This window comes from Psychrobacter nivimaris (genome assembly GCF_904846365.1).
Lineage (GTDB): Bacteria > Pseudomonadota > Gammaproteobacteria > Pseudomonadales > Moraxellaceae > Psychrobacter > Psychrobacter nivimaris_B.
In genome coordinates this window covers 181943-203226 of sequence record NZ_CAJHAL010000003.1, presented here as the reverse complement: position 1 = coordinate 203226, position 21284 = coordinate 181943, and the positions used below count along the sequence as shown (strand labels likewise).

Below are 21284 nucleotides of genomic sequence, written 5' to 3'. Positions count from 1 at the left end.
GTAATAGCTTGATAACTTAACACTTAGCACGCGGCACATAGTGATGATGCGAAAGAGGTGCTGGTTATCTTTGATGAAGGCGTACCTGACTAGCTGTGCCTTGCAAAGTACGCCGTCGCCTTTTTTAAGATCTCGCGCTCCTCTTCAGCCACTTTAAGCTGCCGCTTGAGCTGCTTTATTTCTTGAAGAGCACTCATAAGATCAGGATCGTATTGCTCTGTGCCGACAAGCTTGCCTTGATTGGCTTTATTATGCCAGTTAGATAAGGTCTGCATGGCGATGCCAAGCTGCTTTGCGGTCGCTGAGATATTGCCGTTGTTGTCTGCTATCTTCTTGACGGCCTCGGCTTTAAATTCGTCACTGTAGGTTCTTACTTTCTTGGTCATGGTAAACTCCAGTTAATACGCTTAGTTTACCAAGTTTAGTTGTACGGTTTCTTCAGCATAGCTCAGTTATAATAGATGATGGAACAGCTACAGAACTTGCTTATAAGGGTGATGGCGTAAAAAATTTAGCTGCTTTAAGCATGCTGAAAAGTCGAACAGGGCCATCAGGAGCTTCAATTATAGCAATAGAAGAGCCTGAGTCACATCTTCATCCAGGAGCTATACATCAGCTGAATGATGTGATCTGTGCTTTAGGTGAAAACCATCAAGTTATTATCACAACACATAATCCACTATTTGTTGATAGAAATGACGTTAAGTCCAACATAATAGTCGATATGGGGAAAGCTGTTTCCGCTAAAAATATTGAATCTATAAGAAACGTAATGGGTATTAAGGCTTCTGATAATTTAGTTAATGCAAACTATGTACTAATTGTAGAAGGTGCAGAAGATGTGATTGCTTTCAAAGCTATGTTACCAAGGCTAAGTAGAAAGTTAGGAAAAGCGATTGCTAACAATTTATTTGTGATAGAAGAGATTGGGGGAGCAGGTAATTTATCTTATAAAGCTTCTCTATTGAGAAACTCTCTTTGCAAGTATCATTGCTTTTTGGATAATGATGAAGCTGGGAATAAAGCAGTTAGAAAAGCATTGGAAGATGGCTTGATTGCTACAAATAACTATACTCTTACGAATTGTCAGGGTTTTAATGAATCGGAGTTTGAAGACTGTATTAACCCTGAAGTTTATAAGAAAGCTGTTGAAGATGAATTCGGATTTAGTTTAGATAATCCAAAATTTAAAGGTAATAAAAAATGGTCGGAAAGAATAAAAAGAGCGGCAGTTGATCAAGGGAAAGCATGGGATAATAAACTTGAGTCGAGTATAAAGTATACAGTAGCTAAATGTATCAAAGATAGTAAGTCTGATTGTTTGCATTCGCATCATAAAAACTCTATCGAAAGCCTAGTTAGTTATCTAGAAAATAGTGTTGTAATATAAGTAGAAGATAATTGACTATGTAATTGTGTGCTACAAAAAATACATTCTATATGAATCACCGCTTCAACCATGACTGTAGCGGTTTTTCTACATCAGTAATTAGTCTATTATCTTTAAAGGAATAAAAATCTAACGTAAGGAACACCATGAACCATCTTACCGTCGGACAACGCTCGCCTTTGGGCAACCTTGCTATTGATGATACCGCACCCATCACGCTTAAGTTTACTCGTCAAAGCCCAATAGAGATGGACATCAGCTGCTTTGCCTTAGACGCAGCGGGCAAACTGATCAATGATGATTACATGGTGTTTTATAATCAGCCAACCTCACCGTGCGGGCAAATCAAGCTCACCCATTACGAGTCGCAGCCAACGGCGAGTAAAGGCATCCAAGCCGAGTTTGAAGTCAATCTATCCAAACTGGCTGCGAATATAGACAGCTTGTTTTTTGTGTTATCAGCCGACACGCCGCTGAATCAAATTCAATCGTTAGAGATTGGCATTTGGCAGCAGTCGCAAAAAGCGCAGGCAGAATATCAAGCAGCAGACTTTGCCCAGCAGCAAGCCAGTATGCTCATGCAGCTGTATCGCAAGAGTGGCGTTTGGCGAGTATCCAACGTCGCGCAAGGCTTTAATGGTGGACTTGCCGCCATCGTGCAGCATTTTGGTGGTGACGTAGAAGAGAGTAGCCCACAAGTACTCGAGCCGACCGCAGCGCCAGTTCAAGCAAAACCGTCGTTAGAGAAGGTGATGCTAGACAAAGCACCAAAACTGGTCAATCTGGCCAAAAAAGCCACGATATCGCTTGAGAAACGCCAATTGCAGCAATTAACCGCAAAAGTGGCACTGGTGTTAGACGCCTCAGGCTCAATGAACAGACAGTACAAAAAAGGCCGCGTGCAAGAGGTAGTCAACCGCATATTGCCATTGGCAGTGAGCTTCGATGACGACCAAGCGTTAGACTGCTGGGCGTTTGCCCGAGATCCGCAGTATTTGGGCGAGATTGGACTGAGCAACTATGACGGTTTTATCAACAATGCTCATGGCGGCTGGCGCAAATGGGCACTTGGCCCGCGTATCAACAATGAAGCCGAAGTCATGAAAGCAGTGACTGAGTTTTATCAAAAAGACGGCTTAGATGTGCCTGTCTATGTGCTATTTATCAGTGATGGCGGGGTGAATGACAATCGCGGTATCACGAGAGTCATGACGGAAGCCGCGAAACTGCCGATATTTTGGCAGTTTGTGGGCTTGGGTGGTCGTGGTTATGGCATTCTCAAAAAACTAGACGATATGACAGGGCGCGTGATTGATAATTGCGACTTTTTTGAACTCGATGATTTGGACGACATTAGCGAAGAAGCTTTGTATGAAAACATGCTAGAAGAGTTTCCAATGTGGCTAAAAGAAGCCAAGCAACTTGGTATAGTCACTTCACTATAAAAGTATTACTGCGTTAACCTCATTATTCGATTACAGCTAAATAAAAAACCGCCACAGCAAATACTATGGCGGTTTTTTACTATTCAAAATATTGTAACTTCTAAAATCTCTATAGCGCCCAAAGCGACTGATATTGCTCATGAGTCAAGGTCACGATATCGATCTCGGCTAACATCTCACGCAGTTCTTCCCACTTACTTGCACTTGGCTTAATCGGCGTGATCAATCTACCTAACGTATTATCAATAATCGCATCCATCAGTGTATCTGCTTCGGTTTTACTATAGTCGTAATACATACGGTGGGCTGTGGCTGGCTCGTTTTTACACAGTTCCGTCATTTGATTGGTCACTTGGATAAAGGTATCTATCGCGTCCTTTTTCGCACTATAGATCTCATCCGTCGTTAGAATCTCTAACGCTGAAAAGTTCGGATAAGGTGACAGATGCTGATCGATAAACGTAAACTCCAACCCTTCATGAGTCGCTTCAACGCCTTCAAAGTTATAAAAGCATAGCCATGCACCATCTAGGCTTGGGTCTTCTTGCAGGTTTTTGATGTGATAAAAGTCTTTTTGTACAAAGGTCACATTATCACGGCTGATACTAAAGCCATTTTTCTTGGCATAGCGCGTTAATATCTCAAAGCCAATACGATTGGTCTTTTCCTCAGCCGCAGGGGTGCAGATGCGAATAGGCTGATTGTTTTTGAGCTTATCCATACTAGACTGCTGCATCAATATGCCGCCATCGGTCTCAAAAAAGCAGCCTAACGCACGTAGATTAGGCGCGTAATGTTCAAACAGATGGATAGGCTCATTGACATGCAGATCGACGCTCTGGTTCTGTAATTCTGCAAAGCCATCATAGTGGTCATCTGGCTCGATGATAGTAATATCAAGCCCTGCTTGCTCATATGCGCCCGTGGTCACACCAGCGATAAAGGGCAGGTGATCAGGGTTTAAAAACCATTCGAGAGTGAGGGTAAGTTTGGTAGTCGGCTGCATGGTTGTTTCCTTTTTAGGTATGGAAAACAATCAGACTGATACTATTAAAGTAAAACAAGAAAGGCCAAATAAGAAAAGTGAGGTCTCGATGCTAACTATCAGATGCTCGGCGTTTGATATGGTTATCATCACCAGTACATCATCTATAGACTGCTCTTATTTATAGACCTCTGAGGGCGTGTCACGCTTGTTTCCTACGTCAGTGCTAACTGCTTCAGGTTCACGGGTGTGTCTCAGCGATGATGTGGGCTGTTTCTACAGCGTTAAATCAAAGCACCCCGACAAGATTGATTGGTATTACATTGTTTTTGATCAGTACTACTATTTTTGATCGGTACTGCTAACGGCTATTATCGATAGCTACTGCGTCATCATAGACGACTTATAAGACGTGATGCAAGCGTATCGAGAATGACGATGGCATGTGATGACAGGTGTTTGTTAACCGCTCTTTATAACAGCTGTTGCTTATCACGGCATATCATAGCTTTTTATAAGTGCTTTCAATCGACGTATTAATAAAAGAATGCAGTATTTATTATTGCTACTTACCCAATTACTAACCAAACATACCTATCAATAGCAAAAACCTTATATAAATAGTCTTGAGCGCAGACGGGCGATATTGCATGATTAGCCTTCTATACCGCTGCTTATATAATAGGCGCTACTCTAGACAATTGACAATTGACAATTGACATTTGGCATAACTGACAACTTACACGACCGACAACTTATATGACCGACAATAAAAAAGCGTTCTATTACCGACCCAAGACTGATCAATCCAACAGCCCAATGCTGCGTTGGACCTTTGTGACGCTTGGTTGGTTGTTTTTTATCTTGGGTATTATCGGTATATTGCTGCCAGTGATGCCTACAGCGCCTTTTATTCTGCTAGCAGCAGGCTGCTGGGCGCGTAGTTCTCGACGCTTTCATTTTTGGCTGATTAATCATAAATACTTTGGTAAATTCGTCCGTGATTGGGAAGAGAATCATGCCGTTCCGCTTTATTCCAAGTATTTAGCGACGGTTATGATGGCAGCATCGACAATTATGTTATTTTATCGTTTGCCTGCTGATATGATGTGGATGGCATGGGCGGTAGCCACTGTCTGTAGTGGGGTAGCGATATATTTGTTCCGTTTACCAAATGCCTAAATCCGTTGCAATTTGCGCCAAAATCGGTCAATAAACGGCTCTGGTTACACGAAATATGAGATAAGACTTGCGATACTGGGATGTACCCCTTATAATACGCCCAAGCTTAAGAGCAGTTCTGCACCAAATCATTACCTCGTAGTATTAGTTATAATCCTTCGTTTTAATATTTATCGTTCAGTAGCTATTTGCAAGCGTTACCGGTCACTAGACCATTAATAAATTTAAAAGTAGGATTATACTATGTCAGACGTTCAAAAAGGTACAGTTAAGTGGTTCAACGAAGCTAAAGGCTTTGGTTTTATCGCGCCAGAAACTGGCGCAGACGTTTTTGCTCATTACAGCGAAATCACTGGTTCAGGTTTCAAAACTTTGGCTGAAGGCCAAGAAGTTGAGTTCACTGTAACTCAAGGCCAAAAAGGCCCACAAGCACATAACATCGTTGCTATCTAATTTGTCTTTATAGACAGATAGATGAATAGATGTAGAAAAGCGAACCTTCGGGTTCGTTTTTTTTCGTCTATGTTTTAGCATTTAGAGACTTGGTATTTACAGCATTAGTGTTTAGAGCATTAGTACTTAAGAGGCTGGTATTTAAGGTACTGGTATTAAAGTTAGTACTAGTCCAAGATTAAAAGTTTTAGCCAATCATATTAGATTAAATGACAGATGTAAAAAGGCCTCCGACTATAGATAGTTGGAGGCCTTTTATATTGTGCAATGACATCAGCAGTTAAGAGTGAATATTTAGCTTATTATATAAAGCTAATGCCGATATTAATCAGACCACCGCCCAGTATTAACCAACCAAACATAATAGCACCTAAAATAAGCGGTCTAACGCCAGCTTGCTTAATCGCACTTAGATGCGTGGTCAAACCTAATGCAAACATGGCCATCGTAAGTAATACATCATCTAGCATCACCATACTGCGTACGATACTCTCAGACATCGGCACCCATGTATGTATCAATACAATACCGATAAAGATAAATGCGAACCATGGCACTTTGACCTGTTTGACGCGGGTCATAAATGACGCTGTCTCGTTTTTACTGCTTTTATCTTCTATAGTCGAATCATCTACGGTGCGATCTTTGGTTAGCGCAAACGATAACAAAAGCAGGAAAGGTGCAAGCATCATAACGCGTATCATCTTGGTCACGACCGCAGTATCGCCAATCTCAGTATTGATTGCATTACCTGCGACTACGACTTGCGCCACCTCATGGACGGTTGAGCCAGTGTACATGCCGTACTGCTGGGCGCTTAGCCAAGGTTTTAACCAACCAAGATGATAGAGAAAAGGATATAGCAGCATCGCGATAGTGCCAAACACCACCACAGTTGCCACGGCGATAGTGACTTTATGAGCTTGCGCGTTGACCACTGGCTCTGCAGCAATGACGGCAGCAGCACCGCAAATACTCGCGCCTGAGCCAATCAAGATAACTGTTTCTCTATCGACTTTTAACCATCTAGTACCCAACCAATAAGTCAGCAAAAAAGTTGAAGTCAGTACCAGCGCATCAGTCATAATCGCTGGCATACCGACGCTCGCAACTTGGGTCATGGTTAGCTTAAACCCATAAAACATAATCGCTAAGCGCAAGATTTGACCTTTGGCAAAGCAAACGCCACCGTTTAAACGTTCAGTGAATTTGGGATAAATGGTATTGCCCAAGATCATGCCTAGCAATATCGCTAGCGTCAAAGACGACAAGCCGACGATACGTCCGTTTGACCATACATCTAAACTGCTGTCCAACCATAAGCAGAACAAACTACCAATCAGAACGACTACCAATCCCGCTAAGTGACGGTGATTGGGGGTATAGTTATGAACGGAGTTGCTGACTGATTGGACGAATGTGTGCATGACGCGGCATCCTATTACTTATATTAAGATAAGCATAAGCTTATGAATAGACAGTATATGCCCGCTGCATTTATAATAAAAACAGATTAATAAGATATAAACTATCGATTTTTTAGGTTGTAGTCTATGATAGAAGTCGATATACCGCACATAAACGCGAAAAAAGACACGCATATAGTTGAGTTCAAATAATTTCGATACAGGGAAGCTGAGTGCAAGCTATACACTAGTATGGTTAGCGAGGGTGACGATGCAGCGGATTTATATGGTTTTAATTATAGCAAATAAGACAGGCTAAAAACTGACATAAGGTATTATCGATATCATGAAAAAATCTGTGCAGACAGTGCCAAAGATTACGCTTAAGCAGCTTGCTGTTTTTGTCAGTATTTATCAGACAGGTAGCACCAGTCGTGCCAGTGAGGAGCTGCACTTATCACAATCAGCAGTCAGTAGCGCATTGACAGAGCTAGAGTCTAGACTACAGATGCCGCTGTTTGAGCGCGTCGGTCGTCGGCTCAATCAACATCCCAATGCCCATCCTATTTATATACAGGCACAGGCTATCTTGGGGCAATCACTCACGCTTGAGCATTATCATCAGTATCAAGCAGGACAGATTCATATTGGTGCCAGTACTACTATCGGCAACTACGTGCTGCCATCTTTACTTGGTAAGCTATATGGGGCGCTACCCGATGCCAATGTCGATATGTATATTGCCAATACGCAAGAGGTAGTGAGCGAGGTTGAGCAACTAAATATCGATATCGCACTGGTAGAAGGAATGCCGCGTCCGATAGATATGAAAGCCATAGAACAGCGTGAATGGCGTACCGATACGCTAGTGATATTTGCCAAGCGTGATAGCAAGTGGCTAAAGGATATAGCTACCTATAGCCAAGACGAGGACTGCTATCAGCTGAGTATTAATCAGTTAGCGCAGTTGCCGTTACTGGTGCGTGAGGCAGGGTCAGGCACACGGCAGATTATCGATGAGCAATTACTAAAGTATCTACCCAATGCAGAAGTGGTAAAGGCCATACATCAATCCGAGGCCATCAAGCACATGGTGAGTGTAGATATTGGTCTTGGTTGTCTATCACAGCACGTGATTGAGACGGAACTGGCGACAGGGACGTTGGTACAAGTGAACGTGGCGGGAATTGATCTATCGCGTACATGGTGGCTAGTCTGGCATAAAGCTCGTCACCAAAGCCCCATTTGGCAAACCTTTATAGATATTATTCAACAGAGTTAAACGATGACTCTAAAAACTATTAGCCATAAAAAAGCGCAGCGTTAAAACTTACGCTGCGCTTTTTTTTAGAGATTCTTTAATAATATAAGACAATCAAAGCATATTGTTATGCTGACACAGGTTTGTCCAGTCGCACTACAAAGCTATCGCAAGGTACATTGGGCAAGATATTATCTGCTGTCGCGCCACTGATCCATGCAGCGATACCAGTACGCTTATGACGACCGATGACCAATAAATCGACATCGTGTTTATGACAGTAGCTGACGATACCTTCACTGCTAGAGATGGCAGTCGTGACTTCTGACGTTGCTGCATTTAGCTGATTGCGTTCAAGGAACTGCGCCAGCTTTGCACGAGCTTCTTGGCAGCGTTCATCATCAATCTCATCGTATAGGCTAGAGGCAGGTACCAGCTCGTAGCCAAAGCCAACCATGGTGTCTTTGACAATATGCAGAACTGATAGCTTAGAGCCTGGACGGTTTTCGACGATGCGCTTGGCCTTTTGGGCGACTATATCTGCATCAGAGAGTAAGTCGGTAACCAGTAAAATATGTTCGTAACTCATAGCGTCTTCCTCGTGTCAGATAGTATTTACTATAGCACTACTCTAGGGCGCTGTTAAGTAAAGCTTGTCGTCTTTAGCAGCGGATTAGAGTAATGCCAATTATTCCAAGACAGGCTGATCAAGCTTCACCACTAAACTGTCGCAAGGGACATTTGGCAAGATACTATCGGCTGTTGCCCCTACTAACCAAGCGGCAATACCATGGCGCTCATGACGTCCAATGATAAGTAAGTCGACGTCTTTTTCACGGCAATAGTTAATGATACCTTTGCTGTTAGAGATGGCAGCGGTGACCTCAGAGTTGATCGCTTCTAGCTCGTTACGTGCCAAAAATTGCGCTAATTTAACCCGTGCTTCTTGCCACTTTTCACTATCGACATCACCTGAGAGGCTAGAGGCAGGCACGAGCTCATAACCGAAGCGCACCATGTCATCCTTGACTATATGCAAGACGGACAGTCTGGCTTCAGGAGAGCCTGAGAGGATACGTTTGGCTTTTAGCGCCACTTTGTCCGCATCGGATAGTAAGTCAGTGACCAGTAAAACGTGTTGGTAGCTCATAAGGTACTCCTAGTTAGTCATTAACTTTACAGTATAGTCAATCCTTTATAAAAGAGTTACGGCGTTAACCTCGCTTGAGGTATCACATATACATCTGCACTCGGTTGCCTTGTAATTCTTTTAAACTGAATTAACTATAGCAGTGCAGGACTTCTTTGTTAAGCAATAAATCCATAATAAAATTGTGGATATTGATGAATTTGTAACTATAAGGCATTAATAGTTAAAGTTGATAGCAGCGTAGATTATGTGCTGGATTATTGCATGGCTGTTGCCTTGACTTATCCATGTCGCAGCCCCACTAATAGCGCTAAGCCAACTCTTTTTTAGCCAATTTATTACTCTATTTTCCCTGACAGTCAGGGCACTATACGCATGATAAGCGATAAGGATAACTATGACGGACACGCCATTTACTGCTGATTTAACCTTGCATCCAGCATTTGAGCTGATTGAGCATCGCCATATTGAGGCGCTATCGATGGATGTGCTGATCAGTCAGCATGTAAAAACAGGAGCGATGCATTATCATCTGGCACACCCAAGTGATGAAAATGCGTTTTTGGTCGGCTTTCGCACCCAGCCGATGGATTCAAAAGGCGAGGCGCATATCTTAGAGCACGTGGCATTATGTGGTTCGAACAAATTCCCAGTACGTGATCCGTTCTTTTCAATGATTAAACGTTCGCTCAATACCTTTATGAATGCGATGACCGCAGCCGATTGGACGGCCTATCCGTATGCGACGCAAAACAAAAACGACTATTTTAACTTGCTTGCTGTATATCTGGACGCGTCGTTTTTCCCCAATATCCATCCGCTCGATTTTGCCCAAGAAGGCATCCGTGTGGAGCTTGATGAAAATGATAAGCCGCAGTTTAAAGGTATCGTTTTTAATGAGATGAAAGGCGCGATGAGTGGCGAGATTGATCAGCTATATCATACGGTTGCTCATCATCTGTTCCCAACGACGACCTATCATTATAATTCAGGCGGCGACCCTGCCGATATCCCTGACTTGACGCACACTGAGCTGACAGAGTTTCACCAGAGCCATTATCATCCGTCAAACAGTGTCATTATGAGCTTCGGTAATATCCCTGTTGCTGAGACGCAAGCGAAGATACACGAAGATGCCTTGATTCAGTTTGAAGCAGGCAAAAAGCATGTATCGCGTCCAGAGCAGCGTTTGTCTGCACCAATCAGTGCGGTTGATACTTATACTGCTGACGAAGCGGGCCCAGATCAGACGCATCACGTGGTTGCTTGGTTACTACCATCGATTACTGATCCTAAGCAGCGCTTGGCATTACGTCTGTTAGAGGGTGTGCTGATTGAGCATGCAGGCTCGCCATTGCGTGCTTATCTTGATAGCCATCCACTGGGTAAAGCACCAAGTCCGCTATTGGGACTTGATGACAGTCATTATGAAATGGTCTTTTATACGGGACTGCGCGGCTCTAACCCTGAACATGCCGAAGCGGTCGAGCAGGGCATTATTGATTTACTGACCGAAGTGGCCAATTCACCAGTTGATGATGAGACAATCGAAACCATTCTGCATCAGATTGAGATTGATCAGCGGCATATCGGCGGCGATAGCGTTCCTTATGGTCTAAACCTGATGTTAGAGGGCTTTAGTACCGCCATTCATGATGGCAACCCTATCGACGTCTGGGAAGTAGATGAGCATCTACAATGGCTACGCGAGCAAGTCGTCGATCCGCAGTGGCTACCGAACTTGATTAAAACGCATCTATTGGACAATCAGCATCGTGTACGCGTAACGATGACGCCTGATAGCGAAAAAACAGCGCGTTTGGCAGCAGATGAACAGACTCGTTTAGATACTATCGCGATGGATTTGACTGCTGATGACAAAGCTATTTTAAAGCAACAAGCTTTAGATTTGGCTGCACGTCAAGCTGCGCCAGATGATTTGAGCTTGTTGCCAAAAGTTGGTTTAGAAGATGTACCAACGGATATTAGCTTTAAAGAAGGCACGCAAAAGCAGGTGCGTTTGAGCGGGCAAGACAGCACGCTATTTGAGTATGAAGCTGGCACTAATGGCATTTATTACTATCAAGTGATTGTCCCACTCACTGAAGCAATTGGTAATGCGAGCGCAGATGCGCTACCAGTCAATGATGTGATCAATCATCCATTGTTGCCTATTTATTTAAGTCTATTGTCTGAGCTAGGTACTGACTCGCTTAGTGCTCATGAGATGCAGGCAAAACAGGCCGCGCATTCTTCTGGTGTGACCGCTCGTATTAGCCAACGTACCAATGTCGATGATAGCCAAGCGATTAGCAGCTACTTTGTCGTGGCAACGCGTGCGCTAAATCGTAAGCCTGAAGCAATTGATTTGCTCAAGGAAGTGATGGAGCACAGTATCTTCTCTGAGCATGACCGTATCAAAGAAATCTTGCAACAGCGTCAAGCGGGTTGGCAGTCAAACCTTGCAGGATCTGGTCACTCTTATGCCATGCAAACGGCCAGTCGTGGCATGAGTCGCCAAGCGCAGTTGGAATATGTGCGCAGCGGTTTACCAGCATTGAACGCGCTTAAAGATTTCTTAGCACATGCTAGTACAGATGATGCTCAGTGGGATCAATTGGCTACCAGCTTGATGGACTTACATCAACGTCTGATCAGTTTGCCTAAGCATGCCGTTATTATCTGTGAAGCAGAGCAAACCGAACGCTTGAGTAGCTTAATCGTTGATAGCTGGAAAGACAGCCAAGCGACGACCGCTTCTAATGATTTAACCAACGCAGCAGCAAATATCCCAAGTGAGTTTGCAAATCTGCAATTAGATAATGCATTGAATGGTGTGACTGATACGGGTAAGGCGTTAGAGAGTGGCGACGATGTTAAAAACGACGTGCTCGATGTTGCAGATTTAGCATGGCTAGTACCAACCAACGTCTATCACAATGCCAGTGCTTATACTGTACCTGCTGCTGACCATCCTGATACCGCTGCACTAATGGTATTAGCGCCTTACTTACGTAACGGCTATTTGCACAGTGCGATTCGTGAGCGCGGCGGTGCCTATGGCGGCGGCGCAGGTTACGATGCCAACGCTTGTGCCTTTAAGTTCTTTAGCTATCGTGATCCGCAATGCGCTGAGACCTTTGCTCACTTTGACGCCAGTATCGAATGGATCTTAAACGAGCCACAAACCGATGAGCAATTGGAAGAAGCTATCTTAGGTATTATCTCAGGTATGGATAAGCCGGGCTCTCCTGCAGGTGAGGCGATCAAAGCCTGCTTCGCAAATCTGCATCATCGCGGTGTCGACTGGCAGCGTAAAATGCGTGCGTCGATATTAGCCGTCAAGGTCGCTGATTTGCAGCGCGTTGCCAAGCAATATCTGCAAGGTCAAAAGCATGTACGTGCAGTACTAGCGCCTTACGACAAAGAAGAGGCAGTAAAAGATCTTGGCTTTGAAGTATGTAGAATAAAGAGCTAAGACAATTAGGTTTGTTTTTGATTAAAAGTTAAGCACAAAAAAGCCAAGCATCATGCTTGGCTTTTTGCGGTTAGGTAATTGACTAATATCGCTTGATACTCAAATCTTTGCCAATTTTGTCTTGATGAATCGGAAATTCTGACAACTCGTTATACTGCTTACGATCAGCAAAGTAACTTTTTAGAGTACGGCGAATGGCTTCAAACGCCAGTGTATCCCATGGGATATCTTCTTCGCTAAACAGTGCACAGTCTAGGCTTTCTGAGCCAATACCATACGCGCCATCTTTTAGATCGGCCAGATAGATAGAGTAGATCTGTCCAATATCTGGTAAGTCATAAATGCAGTATAGATGCGGATTCAGTACGATGGCATCAGCTTCTTCGTAGCTCTCGCGTGCTGCGCCTTCAGCCATGGTCTCGCCATTTTCCATAAAACCTGCAGGTATCGTCCATAGCCCATATTGTGGCTCAATGGCACGGCGGCAGAGTAGCACTCTGTCTTCGTGTACGACTAGCGAGCCACAGATAACCTTTGGGTTTTCGTAGTGGATATAGTGGCAATTGGGGCATACCAAACGCGGCATATTGTCCGTAGGTGGGATTTTTCGTTCTGCTTCATGACCGCATTGGAGGCAATAGCGCATATCAACTACCTTGTTATAAAAGTTATTGTGTATGATGTTTTTTATAGGTTATAAGACCTATATTCTTAAGTGCTGCTGTCATCGTTTCGAGATAAGTTAGACATAAGGATGATGAGACAAGTACTACGATCCGTAGACTGTGTAGACCTGAAATAACCCTAACTTAAACGTACCTGACTTATATAAGATATTATTCTAAAGAGCAGCTATCGTCTTAAGATAGCACATATTATCGACGGACAGAATCACGATAACAGTAACGCATCATTTCACAGATAGGCTTACTGTTATTGGTCAACAAGGCCGTTATTGAGCATTGATAAGCAATGAATCAGTCACATAAATAGCATGCAGCCACTATTATATTGCGCTAGTCTAGTGAGTGTTCAGTAATTATTGATACTAAAGCCGCTGACAAGTCGCGTGGCCGAGAACAATAAATAGATTGTTGGTTTTATTTACTAGTCGCGATTTTAATAATAGAAAATAAGAAAGATGCTGGTGATACCGCTTAATAACGATAAAAATATAGGGCAATTATAATGTTATTCCCACCGGAGGCTGTAAGCTTCGATAACCTGTCAGTTGCTGTCCCAAGTTTTATTCGTCATCCGACGCTTCGTCAATTAGCTGAACGAGTGCAACATGAGACCTTAAATGCGCTGACAAGTCCGGCGATGTACGAGGCACATAATGCCTCTCATAGTAGCCGTGTATTAGACAGCCTATATCAGACACCGATTGCTGATGCCTCAATACTGGTCGCTATTACTCATGAGCGCAGGCCTAAACTACTACTAACACGCCGCGCCGCCCATATGAACAGTCATGCGGGTGAAGTGTCTTGTGTGGGTGGTAAACATGATCGAGGCGATGGTAATAATGTCGTTACTGCATTGCGTGAAGCCTGTGAAGAAACAGCGCTACCACCCAATAAAGTCCAATTGCTTGGTCAGCTACCGATCCAAACTTCAAAAAGTGGTATGAGCGTACGTCCAATCGTGGCACTCATCGCCCCAGGTCTAGTGCTAGTTCCTGAAGCGGGAGAAATATCACGTATCTTTTGGGCAGACTTAGAATCGTTAGTCACTCAACCAACGGTAGAGTATGAAATTGAGTATAAGATGCAAGAGCAAATGGCTACCATACTGACGCCGAGCTGGCAGGTCGATGGTGAGACAGTGTGGGGACTAACAGGGCGGGTAATTGCCAACCTATTAGAAACAGGGTTTGATCGACAGCTCGAATGGTATTACCGCGTAGAAAACAAACGCTGATAAATGTCATCTACTTATAATAATCATCGTTCTTTTTAAGCCACCAGTTCATATTGTCTTGGCGTTTGGCACGGAATGCTTCTAACTTATGGGCAACGGATGCATTATGCTGCCGTGCAGTATCGAGCGCAAAAAGAATCGGTACTGAAGACAACACGCCAAAGCGTATCTTTGACTTTGGTAAGTCCAGACCATCGCCTATATCATCACCAACTAAGGTGCGGGTGACACTTGCGTTAACCATTTCAACAAAACGTCCACGGCGATTGTCTTCACCCATCAGCTGACGCGGTAAATCATGCAATGCTTTTGCCAATGGCTGACCCATCTTAAAATCTAGCTGCTGTATCGATAGATAGGTATAGAGCCATTCCCAACACGCGGCCTCATCTTTTGGTAAACGATCTAGATCAACACCCATCCAATAACTGGCAAGATTCCATAGATGCAGGATACCTTCAGCTTCTTCTGTGCTAATACGTGCGCCTAACAATCTTAGACCGCGCATAATTAGTAACGAGAACTGTAAGTGGGTGGCAATCATATCGGTTTGATTGATAGGGATGCCCCAATAGTCAGTATTCCAACTACCGTCAGGGTTATGATGTTGCTCGGCGTTTGGTATCACGCCTGTAGCAGCATTGCCTTTACCTTTGAGTAAGCTTTGCCGTACCAAAGTATGTATCTGACGTACTTGGATCGATTGGCGCCAGCCCTCAGAGCCAATAGCTAATACTTGCTCAATAGGTTTATTCTGATTAACTGTGCTCATATTAGAGGAGGGGTGTTCAGACACAGCCAAGATATAGGCATAAGTACGCATCAATCGAGGTAGCGCATCGTGCATCAGTGCGCCCGTCTGAATGAGCGGTAACGAGAGGGCAGGAATGCTATAGCCTGCCATTAGAGCAACGTTACGCAATAGCCAAATGAGCATCAGTGGATAGCGCCGATAGGCAATCGCACCTATCTGAGCAAGCTTTGGGTCGAACCAGTCAGGATGGCTGCTAAATTGCTCAGTGAGTGCGCTAAATAATGGATTGTTTACAAGATAATTGCTTGCAGGATTATTGTTTGAACTATCGCTAAGAATAGTATGCTGTAAGGGCTTTGCAAATTTTATGCTCTGTGCAGCTAACGCGTCTGCAAGCGGATCACCAATATCATAACCTGCTACTATCTCATCAAGTAGAGCAGGCGAGATCGTAAAGTCTTTTGGTAATAAATAACGTTTAATGCGTTTTAGAACCTGCAAATCGCTATGGTCATCGATAGCAGTGGTACGTCCATGACGCTGATAAGCGTTCGATGATTGAGCGTTCGATGATTGAGCATTCGATGACTGAAAGTCAGGTTTGTCAGTTGGAGTACTTGCCGTATTGATGATTTTCTTATCCATAGTTATCAAGTACCATTTTCAGAGTGAGGACATGCCTTAGAGCATAAAACTTGCATTGCAATAGCTTCGCATCACAATCATTCGTAAAAATTACTGGATTGGTTCAATGAATCTAATTGCTGCTGCGTTTTTTGGATACGGCGTTTGGTATCACGAATCTCATCAGATAAAGATAGCAGCCGAGCACGAGCTTCTTTTTCATTAGCAAAATCTAGCATTTCACCATTTTCTAGCTTATCGAATTCTGATTGATAAGTATCTAAGAGACGATTATCTTTGTCTAATTGGTTGTCTAAGGCGTAATAATCTAGCCCTTTTTGATTAGCCGCTTGCAATGTGTTGGCCATAGTGATTGGGCAAACGTTGTTCAATTGACGACCACGTCTACCGATGTTATAGGCATTATTGATGGTGCAGTATTGTTGCAGGCCAAGTTTACGACCTCGCTCCCATGCTTGGTAGTCAGGTGCGACACTGGCTTTGGCACAAGCTTTTGTATGAGATGCTAATCGGTCTGAATGGTAACCTGCCACGCCATCGTTATAGCCGATAGTTTGCCAGTCACCGACGAGACATTCTTGCTTGGAGAGTGTTGCACAGCCTGCTAGCAGATAGACACTACCGAAAACAGATAACCCTAATGCCAGTTGACGTACAACGCGGTGTATAGGTCGGTACATGGTTAGCTCCGATAGCTGTGAACACAAATAAATGATGCTAGCAATTAATCACATTATGTAGTCTTGTCATTGATTGCTAAGTCACTTATAAACATCTCAATAACGCATATATAAATAAAATAGAGCAGCTTATAAATGGCATTACTATTAAGCAGTACCACTATAAGCTACTCTACGTTTCATTAATGCGGGCGAGTCAAATCGACCGATGTACCGCTAGCATTGTCTTTTAAGCTCATTTTTAGCATGATGTAACCTGCGATACCAGAGACGATTGAACCCATAATAATACCCAAGCGCTCATCAAACATAGTGGTGTCGCCAGCGAACGCCAAACCACCGATAAATAAACTCATGGTAAAACCAACACCGCACAATAGAGCTGCACCGTAGATTTGCTTATAGTCCATACCTTTTGGCATGGTTGAGATACCAAGTTTAAAGATTAACCAGCACATAATCATGACGCCTAACTGCTTACCAATAAACAAACCAGCGGCGATACCTAGCGGCACTGAGTGGAATAACTCAGCAAAACCTGCGCCTTCGAGCGAGATACCCGAGTTAGCAAAAGCAAAGATTGGCAAAATACCAAAGGCGACGGTATTGTGCAGATCATGCTCTAGCTCTTCAAGCGGAGAGTGCTCAGGATCAGTGCGGTCGAACATCGGGATAAACAGTGCTAATACCACACCGGCCAATGTTGCATGGATACCAGACTTGAGTACGGCAATCCACATGATCAGACCAATGAGTAGATATGGCGTGATATTGGTGACGTTACGGCGATTAAGAACATATAAAAACGGCAAACATAAACCAGCTACTGCCAATGACTCTAACGACAACTCACTGGTATAAAACAAAGCGATAATCAGAATCGCACCAATGTCATCAAAGATAGCAATAGAGACCAAAAAGACCTTTAAAGAGTTAGGTACACGGTTACCTAAGAGACTCAAAATACCGAGTGCAAAGGCAATATCTGTCGCCGCAGGAATGGCCCAGCCTTTCCAAAACTCAGGCTCATTATAGTTAAAGAGCAGATAGACAATCGCTGGCATAATCATACCGCCCAATGCAGCCCCTGCTGGCAGTATTATTTGCTTGACATTGGACAGCTCACCGATGAGTACTTCGCGCTTAAGCTCTAATCCAACCAAGAAAAAGAAAACCGCCATCAGACCATCATTGATCCAATGATGAGCGTCTTTGGCAATCGCAAACTCACCAATCTGAATGGCGACTGGTGCATGAATAAAACCTTCATACCAAATATTAAGAGGGGAGTTGGCAATGATCATTGCAGCAATGGCAGCCAATGCTAAGACGATACCGCCTGCTGCCTCAAATTCAAAAAATGCCTTAATCCTTCGTATTGCCATATCATCCTCATTCGCTAAATACAATTTACTAAATAACCTCAAATATCCATCAATGTCTGCGCTACCTATAATTTTGAGGTAGCAAATAGACAGAAACAGTTTCTCATACTCTTATCAATATAGACAACAAAATACGTTGAGCCAGTGCCAACGGTCTACTTTTTTATATTCACAATAGCAATATTATAAAGAGGATTTGACGAGCACAATAGTTGTAAGTCGTTACATCTTTTTAATAAGTCGCTATTCGGTTGAGTATATTCGGAATGTTATTAGACAAATTTAGCAGACTTTGTTACGTTTTTGGCTTTTTTTACGGTTTTATCTTTATAATGAGCAGCGCTGTGCGATGTGTCATTATTTCTTTTGCTAGCACTGGTAAGCTGTCAGCTTATCGATAACGATATTTTAGCCTTATCTCAGAACTCCTTTTCTCTTCTTATCATATTTTGCAGGTCAGTGTCATGGACTTAACTTTCTCGTTAGAGATTATTTTAATGCTTACTGCGGTGGCCGCATTGGCAGGATTCATTGATGCTATTGCTGGCGGTGGTGGATTATTGACTATCCCAGCCATGCTACTGGCCAATATCCCACCAGTATTGACGCTTGGCACCAATAAACTGCAAGCGGCATCAGGCGCACTGGCGGCGTCTATTACTATGATTAGAAAAGGAGTCGTCAAACCGCAACGTATCAAAGTAGCTATCATCGCCGCTTTTATTGGTTCCGTTATTGGCACCATCGCTGTACAGATGTCACCACCTGACTTGCTTGAAAAGGTTATTCCATTTTTGATTGCTGCTATCGGTATCTATACATTATTTGCCCCTAGGTTGGGTGAGGTAGAGGCTGCACCGCGTATCTCAGAGGGCAAATGGCAAAAAGTCGTGGCACCGTTGATCGGTTTTTATGATGGTTATATCGGTCCAGGTACGGGTATGTTTTTTGCGCTTGGCAATGTGGCATTACGTGGTCGTCAAATTATTGAAGCAACAGGTGCGGCAAAAGTATTGAACTTATCGACCAATATTGGCTCGTTAATTTTCTTCATTTTGGGTGGCAACGTACTGTGGAAAGTGGGGCTAGCGATGATGGTTGGACAAACCATCGGTGCCTATTTTGGCTCGCATATGGTGGTTAAAGGCGGTAGCAAATTGATTCGTCCAGTAATTGTATTGGTATGTCTGGCGATGTTGACCAAGTACGTGTTTGGCTAATTAGTTGTTAATAGAACCGTATCAACCATTATTATTTAATGGTTATTGATCATAAAAAACCTCAGCCAACTTGACTGAGGTTTTTTATTTTATGCACTTCTATCTAGCAGGAGTGGGTTAGCGGCGACGATCGACATCATCGTATTCACTACCCATGATGCCATCACTAAAGACTTCAGAGAACTCACGCTCATTGTCTTCATCAATATGACCATCAAATACATCTTTTGCACCAGCATTAGGATCGTTGTAAATAGCCAGATCCATTTTGCCTTCTGATTTTGCTACGATAGTAGTAACAGCAGCATCACCACCAACGTTTACAGCAGTACGTAACATATCAAGGATACGATCCACACCCAAGATTAGACCGATACCTTCGATTGGCAGACCCACTTGAGCAAATACCATAGACAGCATGATTAGACCAACACCAGGTACACCAGCCGTACCAACAGACGCCAGTACTGACATCAAGATGACGGTTAAGTATTCGGTTACACCCAAATCAATGCCGTAAATGTTGGCAATAAAGATGGTCGCAGTACCCTGCATGATAGCCGTACCATCCATATTGATGGTAGCACCAAAAGGAACAGTGAACGAGGCAACTGAGTTGTTTACACCCATACGCTTGGTAACCGTACGCAAGGTAATAGGAATCGTCGCGTTTGAGCTTGAGGTACTAAAAGCAAAGATCTGTACTTCACGCATTTTTGCCAAGAACGTCTTGATAGACAGGCCTGAAGAGACCTTAAGTACAATCATCATAGTGACAAAGAAGTGGAAGGCCAATGAACCAACCAATACTGCGACATAACCCAGTAGTGACCAAATCAAGTCTAAACCTAGCTCTGCCATTGCTTTAGTCAATAGTGCAAATACACCATATGGTGCAAGGTTCATGATGATCGTGACCATCTTTAAGATGACTTCGTTGATTAGCTCTAGGCTCTGCACTAAGCCTTTGGCAGGTTTACCTACCATCAAGATACTAACACCGATCAAAATAGCAAAGAAGATGATCGATAACATATCGCCATTCGCCATCGCGCTGATGGGGTTCGATGGGATAATGTTAGAGAATACATCAAGTAGAGGCGGCGCTGACGCAGCTTCAAACTCGGCTTCCGTTCCGATATTCATGCCTTTACCGATACCGAATAGTGAGCCAAGACCAATCGCAGTCGCAATAGCGAGTGCAGTGGTTATCATATAAATAATGAACGTTTTGGTACCAATACGTCCAAGTAGGCGAATATCACCAATACCGCATACACCGCAAATCAGTGAGATAAGCACCAAAGGTACGACCAACATTTTTAGCGAGTTGACAAATAGTTTACCAACAATGGCAAGGAAGCCATTGGTGATATAAGTATTAACAAAGCCACCTTCGCCGTTCAATCCTGAGTAGTTTAGAAATAGGCCCAGTCCAATACCGAGCACCATGGCAACAATAATCTTGCCCGTCAGTCCCAAATTCTTCCACATAATTCATATCCTTTGTGTGCATAACAGCTTTATAGTAAGTGTTCATTAGCCAACATGATTGTACTTATCAGCCTTACTACAAAGCTTGTTATGACTATTAAGTTCCCGTGATTGTCGCTCGATGTCACATTTTCGTGGACAATATAAAAGAATAGCTAAGGGCACTGCAAGATTTTTTTCTGATTTTATTCTAAATGTACATTCCTCGTTACAACTATGTGCCCATAATATAGTCAATATTTATTCTAAACGGTTTGTTTCCCATATGAAACAAAATATTCATGAAAGAGTTTTTAGGGTAAGCGAATATGTCAAACTATTGATATCAAACCGTTGATTTCAAGTTATCGAAATGCAAAGAAAAGAATAAGACTCATATGATTAATTAAGCTCAGAATTTCCAATAGACCAAAAAAAGCCAGACTATCGTTTA

Annotated in this window: 17 protein-coding genes and 1 pseudogene; 8 read left to right on the top strand and 10 right to left on the bottom strand. The window is 43.2% G+C overall.

From position 1 onward, the window contains the following. Window positions 1-386: pseudogene (locus tag JMX63_RS02870) on the bottom strand (transposase); the annotation flags it as partial. A gap of 68 nt (window positions 387-454) precedes the next feature. Here JMX63_RS02870 and JMX63_RS02865 point away from each other — a divergent pair. Together JMX63_RS02865 and JMX63_RS02860 are read left to right on the top strand one after the other, a co-directional pair. Beyond that, window positions 455-1390 (top strand): ATP-dependent nuclease, encoded by a 936-nt coding sequence (locus JMX63_RS02865; RefSeq protein ID WP_201570768.1) that lies wholly within the window; start codon window positions 455-457, stop codon window positions 1388-1390. 146 nt (window positions 1391-1536) lie between these two features. Further along, on the top strand, window positions 1537-2835 hold the full coding sequence (locus tag JMX63_RS02860; protein ID WP_201570746.1) for a VWA domain-containing protein: 1299 nt from the start codon (window positions 1537-1539) through the stop codon (window positions 2833-2835). Between the two features lie 109 nt (window positions 2836-2944). On the opposite strand, the gene JMX63_RS02855 is transcribed toward JMX63_RS02860, so the two are convergent. Continuing rightward, on the bottom strand, window positions 2945-3841 hold the full coding sequence (locus JMX63_RS02855) for an ABC transporter substrate-binding protein (RefSeq protein ID WP_201570745.1): 897 nt from the start codon (window positions 3839-3841) through the stop codon (window positions 2945-2947). Between the two features lie 738 nt (window positions 3842-4579). Between JMX63_RS02855 and JMX63_RS02850 the strand changes: the two genes are divergently transcribed. Together JMX63_RS02850 and JMX63_RS02845 are read left to right on the top strand one after the other, a co-directional pair. Next, the gene (locus tag JMX63_RS02850) at window positions 4580-5002 is read left to right on the top strand and encodes a YbaN family protein (protein ID WP_201570739.1); all 423 of its coding nucleotides are present in this window, start codon (window positions 4580-4582) and stop codon (window positions 5000-5002) included. 243 nt (window positions 5003-5245) lie between these two features. After that, window positions 5246-5455, top strand: a complete 210-nt coding sequence (locus JMX63_RS02845) for a cold-shock protein (RefSeq protein WP_045453470.1) — start codon at window positions 5246-5248, stop codon at window positions 5453-5455. Window positions 5456-5757: 302 nt separating this feature from the next. Here JMX63_RS02845 and JMX63_RS02840 read toward each other — a convergent pair whose 3' ends face one another. Continuing rightward, a complete protein-coding gene (locus JMX63_RS02840) occupies window positions 5758-6882 on the bottom strand; it encodes a YeiH family protein (protein ID WP_201570738.1) in 1125 nt (374 codons plus the stop codon). A gap of 325 nt (window positions 6883-7207) precedes the next feature. Here JMX63_RS02840 and JMX63_RS02835 point away from each other — a divergent pair, with 325 nt between their 5' ends. Then, the gene (locus JMX63_RS02835) at window positions 7208-8143 is read left to right on the top strand and encodes a LysR substrate-binding domain-containing protein (protein ID WP_201570737.1); all 936 of its coding nucleotides are present in this window, start codon (window positions 7208-7210) and stop codon (window positions 8141-8143) included. A 106-nt stretch (window positions 8144-8249) separates the two neighbouring features. On the opposite strand, the gene JMX63_RS02830 is transcribed toward JMX63_RS02835, so the two are convergent. Both JMX63_RS02830 and JMX63_RS02825 read right to left on the bottom strand, forming a co-directional pair. After that, complete coding sequence (locus JMX63_RS02830) at window positions 8250-8711, bottom strand: universal stress protein (protein ID WP_057761630.1); 462 nt, start codon at window positions 8709-8711, stop codon at window positions 8250-8252. A gap of 99 nt (window positions 8712-8810) precedes the next feature. Then, on the bottom strand, window positions 8811-9272 hold the full coding sequence (locus tag JMX63_RS02825) for a universal stress protein (protein WP_201570734.1): 462 nt from the start codon (window positions 9270-9272) through the stop codon (window positions 8811-8813). A gap of 397 nt (window positions 9273-9669) precedes the next feature. Between JMX63_RS02825 and JMX63_RS02820 the strand changes: the two genes are divergently transcribed. Then, a complete protein-coding gene (locus JMX63_RS02820; protein WP_201570733.1) occupies window positions 9670-12750 on the top strand; it encodes an insulinase family protein in 3081 nt (1026 codons plus the stop codon). A gap of 82 nt (window positions 12751-12832) precedes the next feature. On the opposite strand, the gene JMX63_RS02815 is transcribed toward JMX63_RS02820, so the two are convergent. Continuing rightward, on the bottom strand, window positions 12833-13396 hold the full coding sequence (locus JMX63_RS02815) for an NUDIX hydrolase (RefSeq protein WP_101206043.1): 564 nt from the start codon (window positions 13394-13396) through the stop codon (window positions 12833-12835). Window positions 13397-13938: 542 nt separating this feature from the next. Between JMX63_RS02815 and JMX63_RS02810 the strand changes: the two genes are divergently transcribed. After that, window positions 13939-14673, top strand: a complete 735-nt coding sequence (locus tag JMX63_RS02810) for an NUDIX hydrolase (RefSeq protein ID WP_201570730.1) — start codon at window positions 13939-13941, stop codon at window positions 14671-14673. Window positions 14674-14683: 10 nt separating this feature from the next. Here the strand turns inward: JMX63_RS02810 and JMX63_RS02805 are convergent, their stop codons facing one another. The 3 genes from JMX63_RS02805 to nhaA form a co-directional block, all read right to left on the bottom strand. After that, window positions 14684-16072 carry an oxygenase MpaB family protein gene (locus JMX63_RS02805; protein ID WP_201570729.1) on the bottom strand — a complete coding sequence of 463 codons (1389 nt, stop codon included), beginning with the start codon at window positions 16070-16072 and terminating at the stop codon, window positions 14684-14686. Window positions 16073-16149: 77 nt separating this feature from the next. After that, window positions 16150-16752: a DUF2799 domain-containing protein gene (locus tag JMX63_RS02800; protein ID WP_201570728.1), complete on the bottom strand. Its 603-nt coding sequence runs from the start codon at window positions 16750-16752 to the stop codon at window positions 16150-16152. 182 nt (window positions 16753-16934) lie between these two features. Then, the gene (gene nhaA / locus JMX63_RS02795; protein ID WP_201570727.1) at window positions 16935-18137 is read right to left on the bottom strand and encodes a Na+/H+ antiporter NhaA; all 1203 of its coding nucleotides are present in this window, start codon (window positions 18135-18137) and stop codon (window positions 16935-16937) included. Between the two features lie 464 nt (window positions 18138-18601). Here nhaA and JMX63_RS02790 point away from each other — a divergent pair, with 464 nt between their 5' ends. Further along, entirely contained in the window at window positions 18602-19357 is a 756-nt protein-coding gene (locus JMX63_RS02790; RefSeq protein WP_057761611.1) for a TSUP family transporter, read from the top strand. A 117-nt stretch (window positions 19358-19474) separates the two neighbouring features. Here JMX63_RS02790 and JMX63_RS02785 read toward each other — a convergent pair whose 3' ends face one another. Further along, window positions 19475-20851, bottom strand: coding sequence for a dicarboxylate/amino acid:cation symporter (locus tag JMX63_RS02785; RefSeq protein ID WP_057761609.1), 1377 nt, complete (start codon window positions 20849-20851; stop codon window positions 19475-19477). Window positions 20852-21284 lie beyond the last annotated feature (433 nt).

Bases quoted from the DNA above. Each gene is read 5' to 3' on its own strand.
- JMX63_RS02850 (WP_201570739.1), top strand. From the start codon at position 4,580: ATGACCGACAATAAAAAAGCGTTCTATTACCGACCCAAGACTGATCAA.
- JMX63_RS02845 (WP_045453470.1), top strand. From the start codon at position 5,246: ATGTCAGACGTTCAAAAAGGTACAGTTAAGTGGTTCAACGAAGCTAAA.
- JMX63_RS02790 (WP_057761611.1), top strand. From the start codon at position 18,602: ATGGACTTAACTTTCTCGTTAGAGATTATTTTAATGCTTACTGCGGTG.
- JMX63_RS02800 (WP_201570728.1), bottom strand. From the start codon at position 16,752: ATGTACCGACCTATACACCGCGTTGTACGTCAACTGGCATTAGGGTTA.
- JMX63_RS02840 (WP_201570738.1), bottom strand. From the start codon at position 6,882: ATGCACACATTCGTCCAATCAGTCAGCAACTCCGTTCATAACTATACC.
- JMX63_RS02860 (WP_201570746.1), top strand. From the start codon at position 1,537: ATGAACCATCTTACCGTCGGACAACGCTCGCCTTTGGGCAACCTTGCT.
- JMX63_RS02810 (WP_201570730.1), top strand. From the start codon at position 13,939: ATGTTATTCCCACCGGAGGCTGTAAGCTTCGATAACCTGTCAGTTGCT.
- JMX63_RS02835 (WP_201570737.1), top strand. From the start codon at position 7,208: ATGAAAAAATCTGTGCAGACAGTGCCAAAGATTACGCTTAAGCAGCTT.
- JMX63_RS02805 (WP_201570729.1), bottom strand. From the start codon at position 16,072: ATGGATAAGAAAATCATCAATACGGCAAGTACTCCAACTGACAAACCT.
- JMX63_RS02855 (WP_201570745.1), bottom strand. From the start codon at position 3,841: ATGCAGCCGACTACCAAACTTACCCTCACTCTCGAATGGTTTTTAAAC.
- nhaA (WP_201570727.1), bottom strand. From the start codon at position 18,137: ATGGCAATACGAAGGATTAAGGCATTTTTTGAATTTGAGGCAGCAGGC.
- JMX63_RS02825 (WP_201570734.1), bottom strand. From the start codon at position 9,272: ATGAGCTACCAACACGTTTTACTGGTCACTGACTTACTATCCGATGCG.
- JMX63_RS02785 (WP_057761609.1), bottom strand. From the start codon at position 20,851: ATGTGGAAGAATTTGGGACTGACGGGCAAGATTATTGTTGCCATGGTG.
- JMX63_RS02820 (WP_201570733.1), top strand. From the start codon at position 9,670: ATGACGGACACGCCATTTACTGCTGATTTAACCTTGCATCCAGCATTT.
- JMX63_RS02830 (WP_057761630.1), bottom strand. From the start codon at position 8,711: ATGAGTTACGAACATATTTTACTGGTTACCGACTTACTCTCTGATGCA.
- JMX63_RS02815 (WP_101206043.1), bottom strand. From the start codon at position 13,396: ATGCGCTATTGCCTCCAATGCGGTCATGAAGCAGAACGAAAAATCCCA.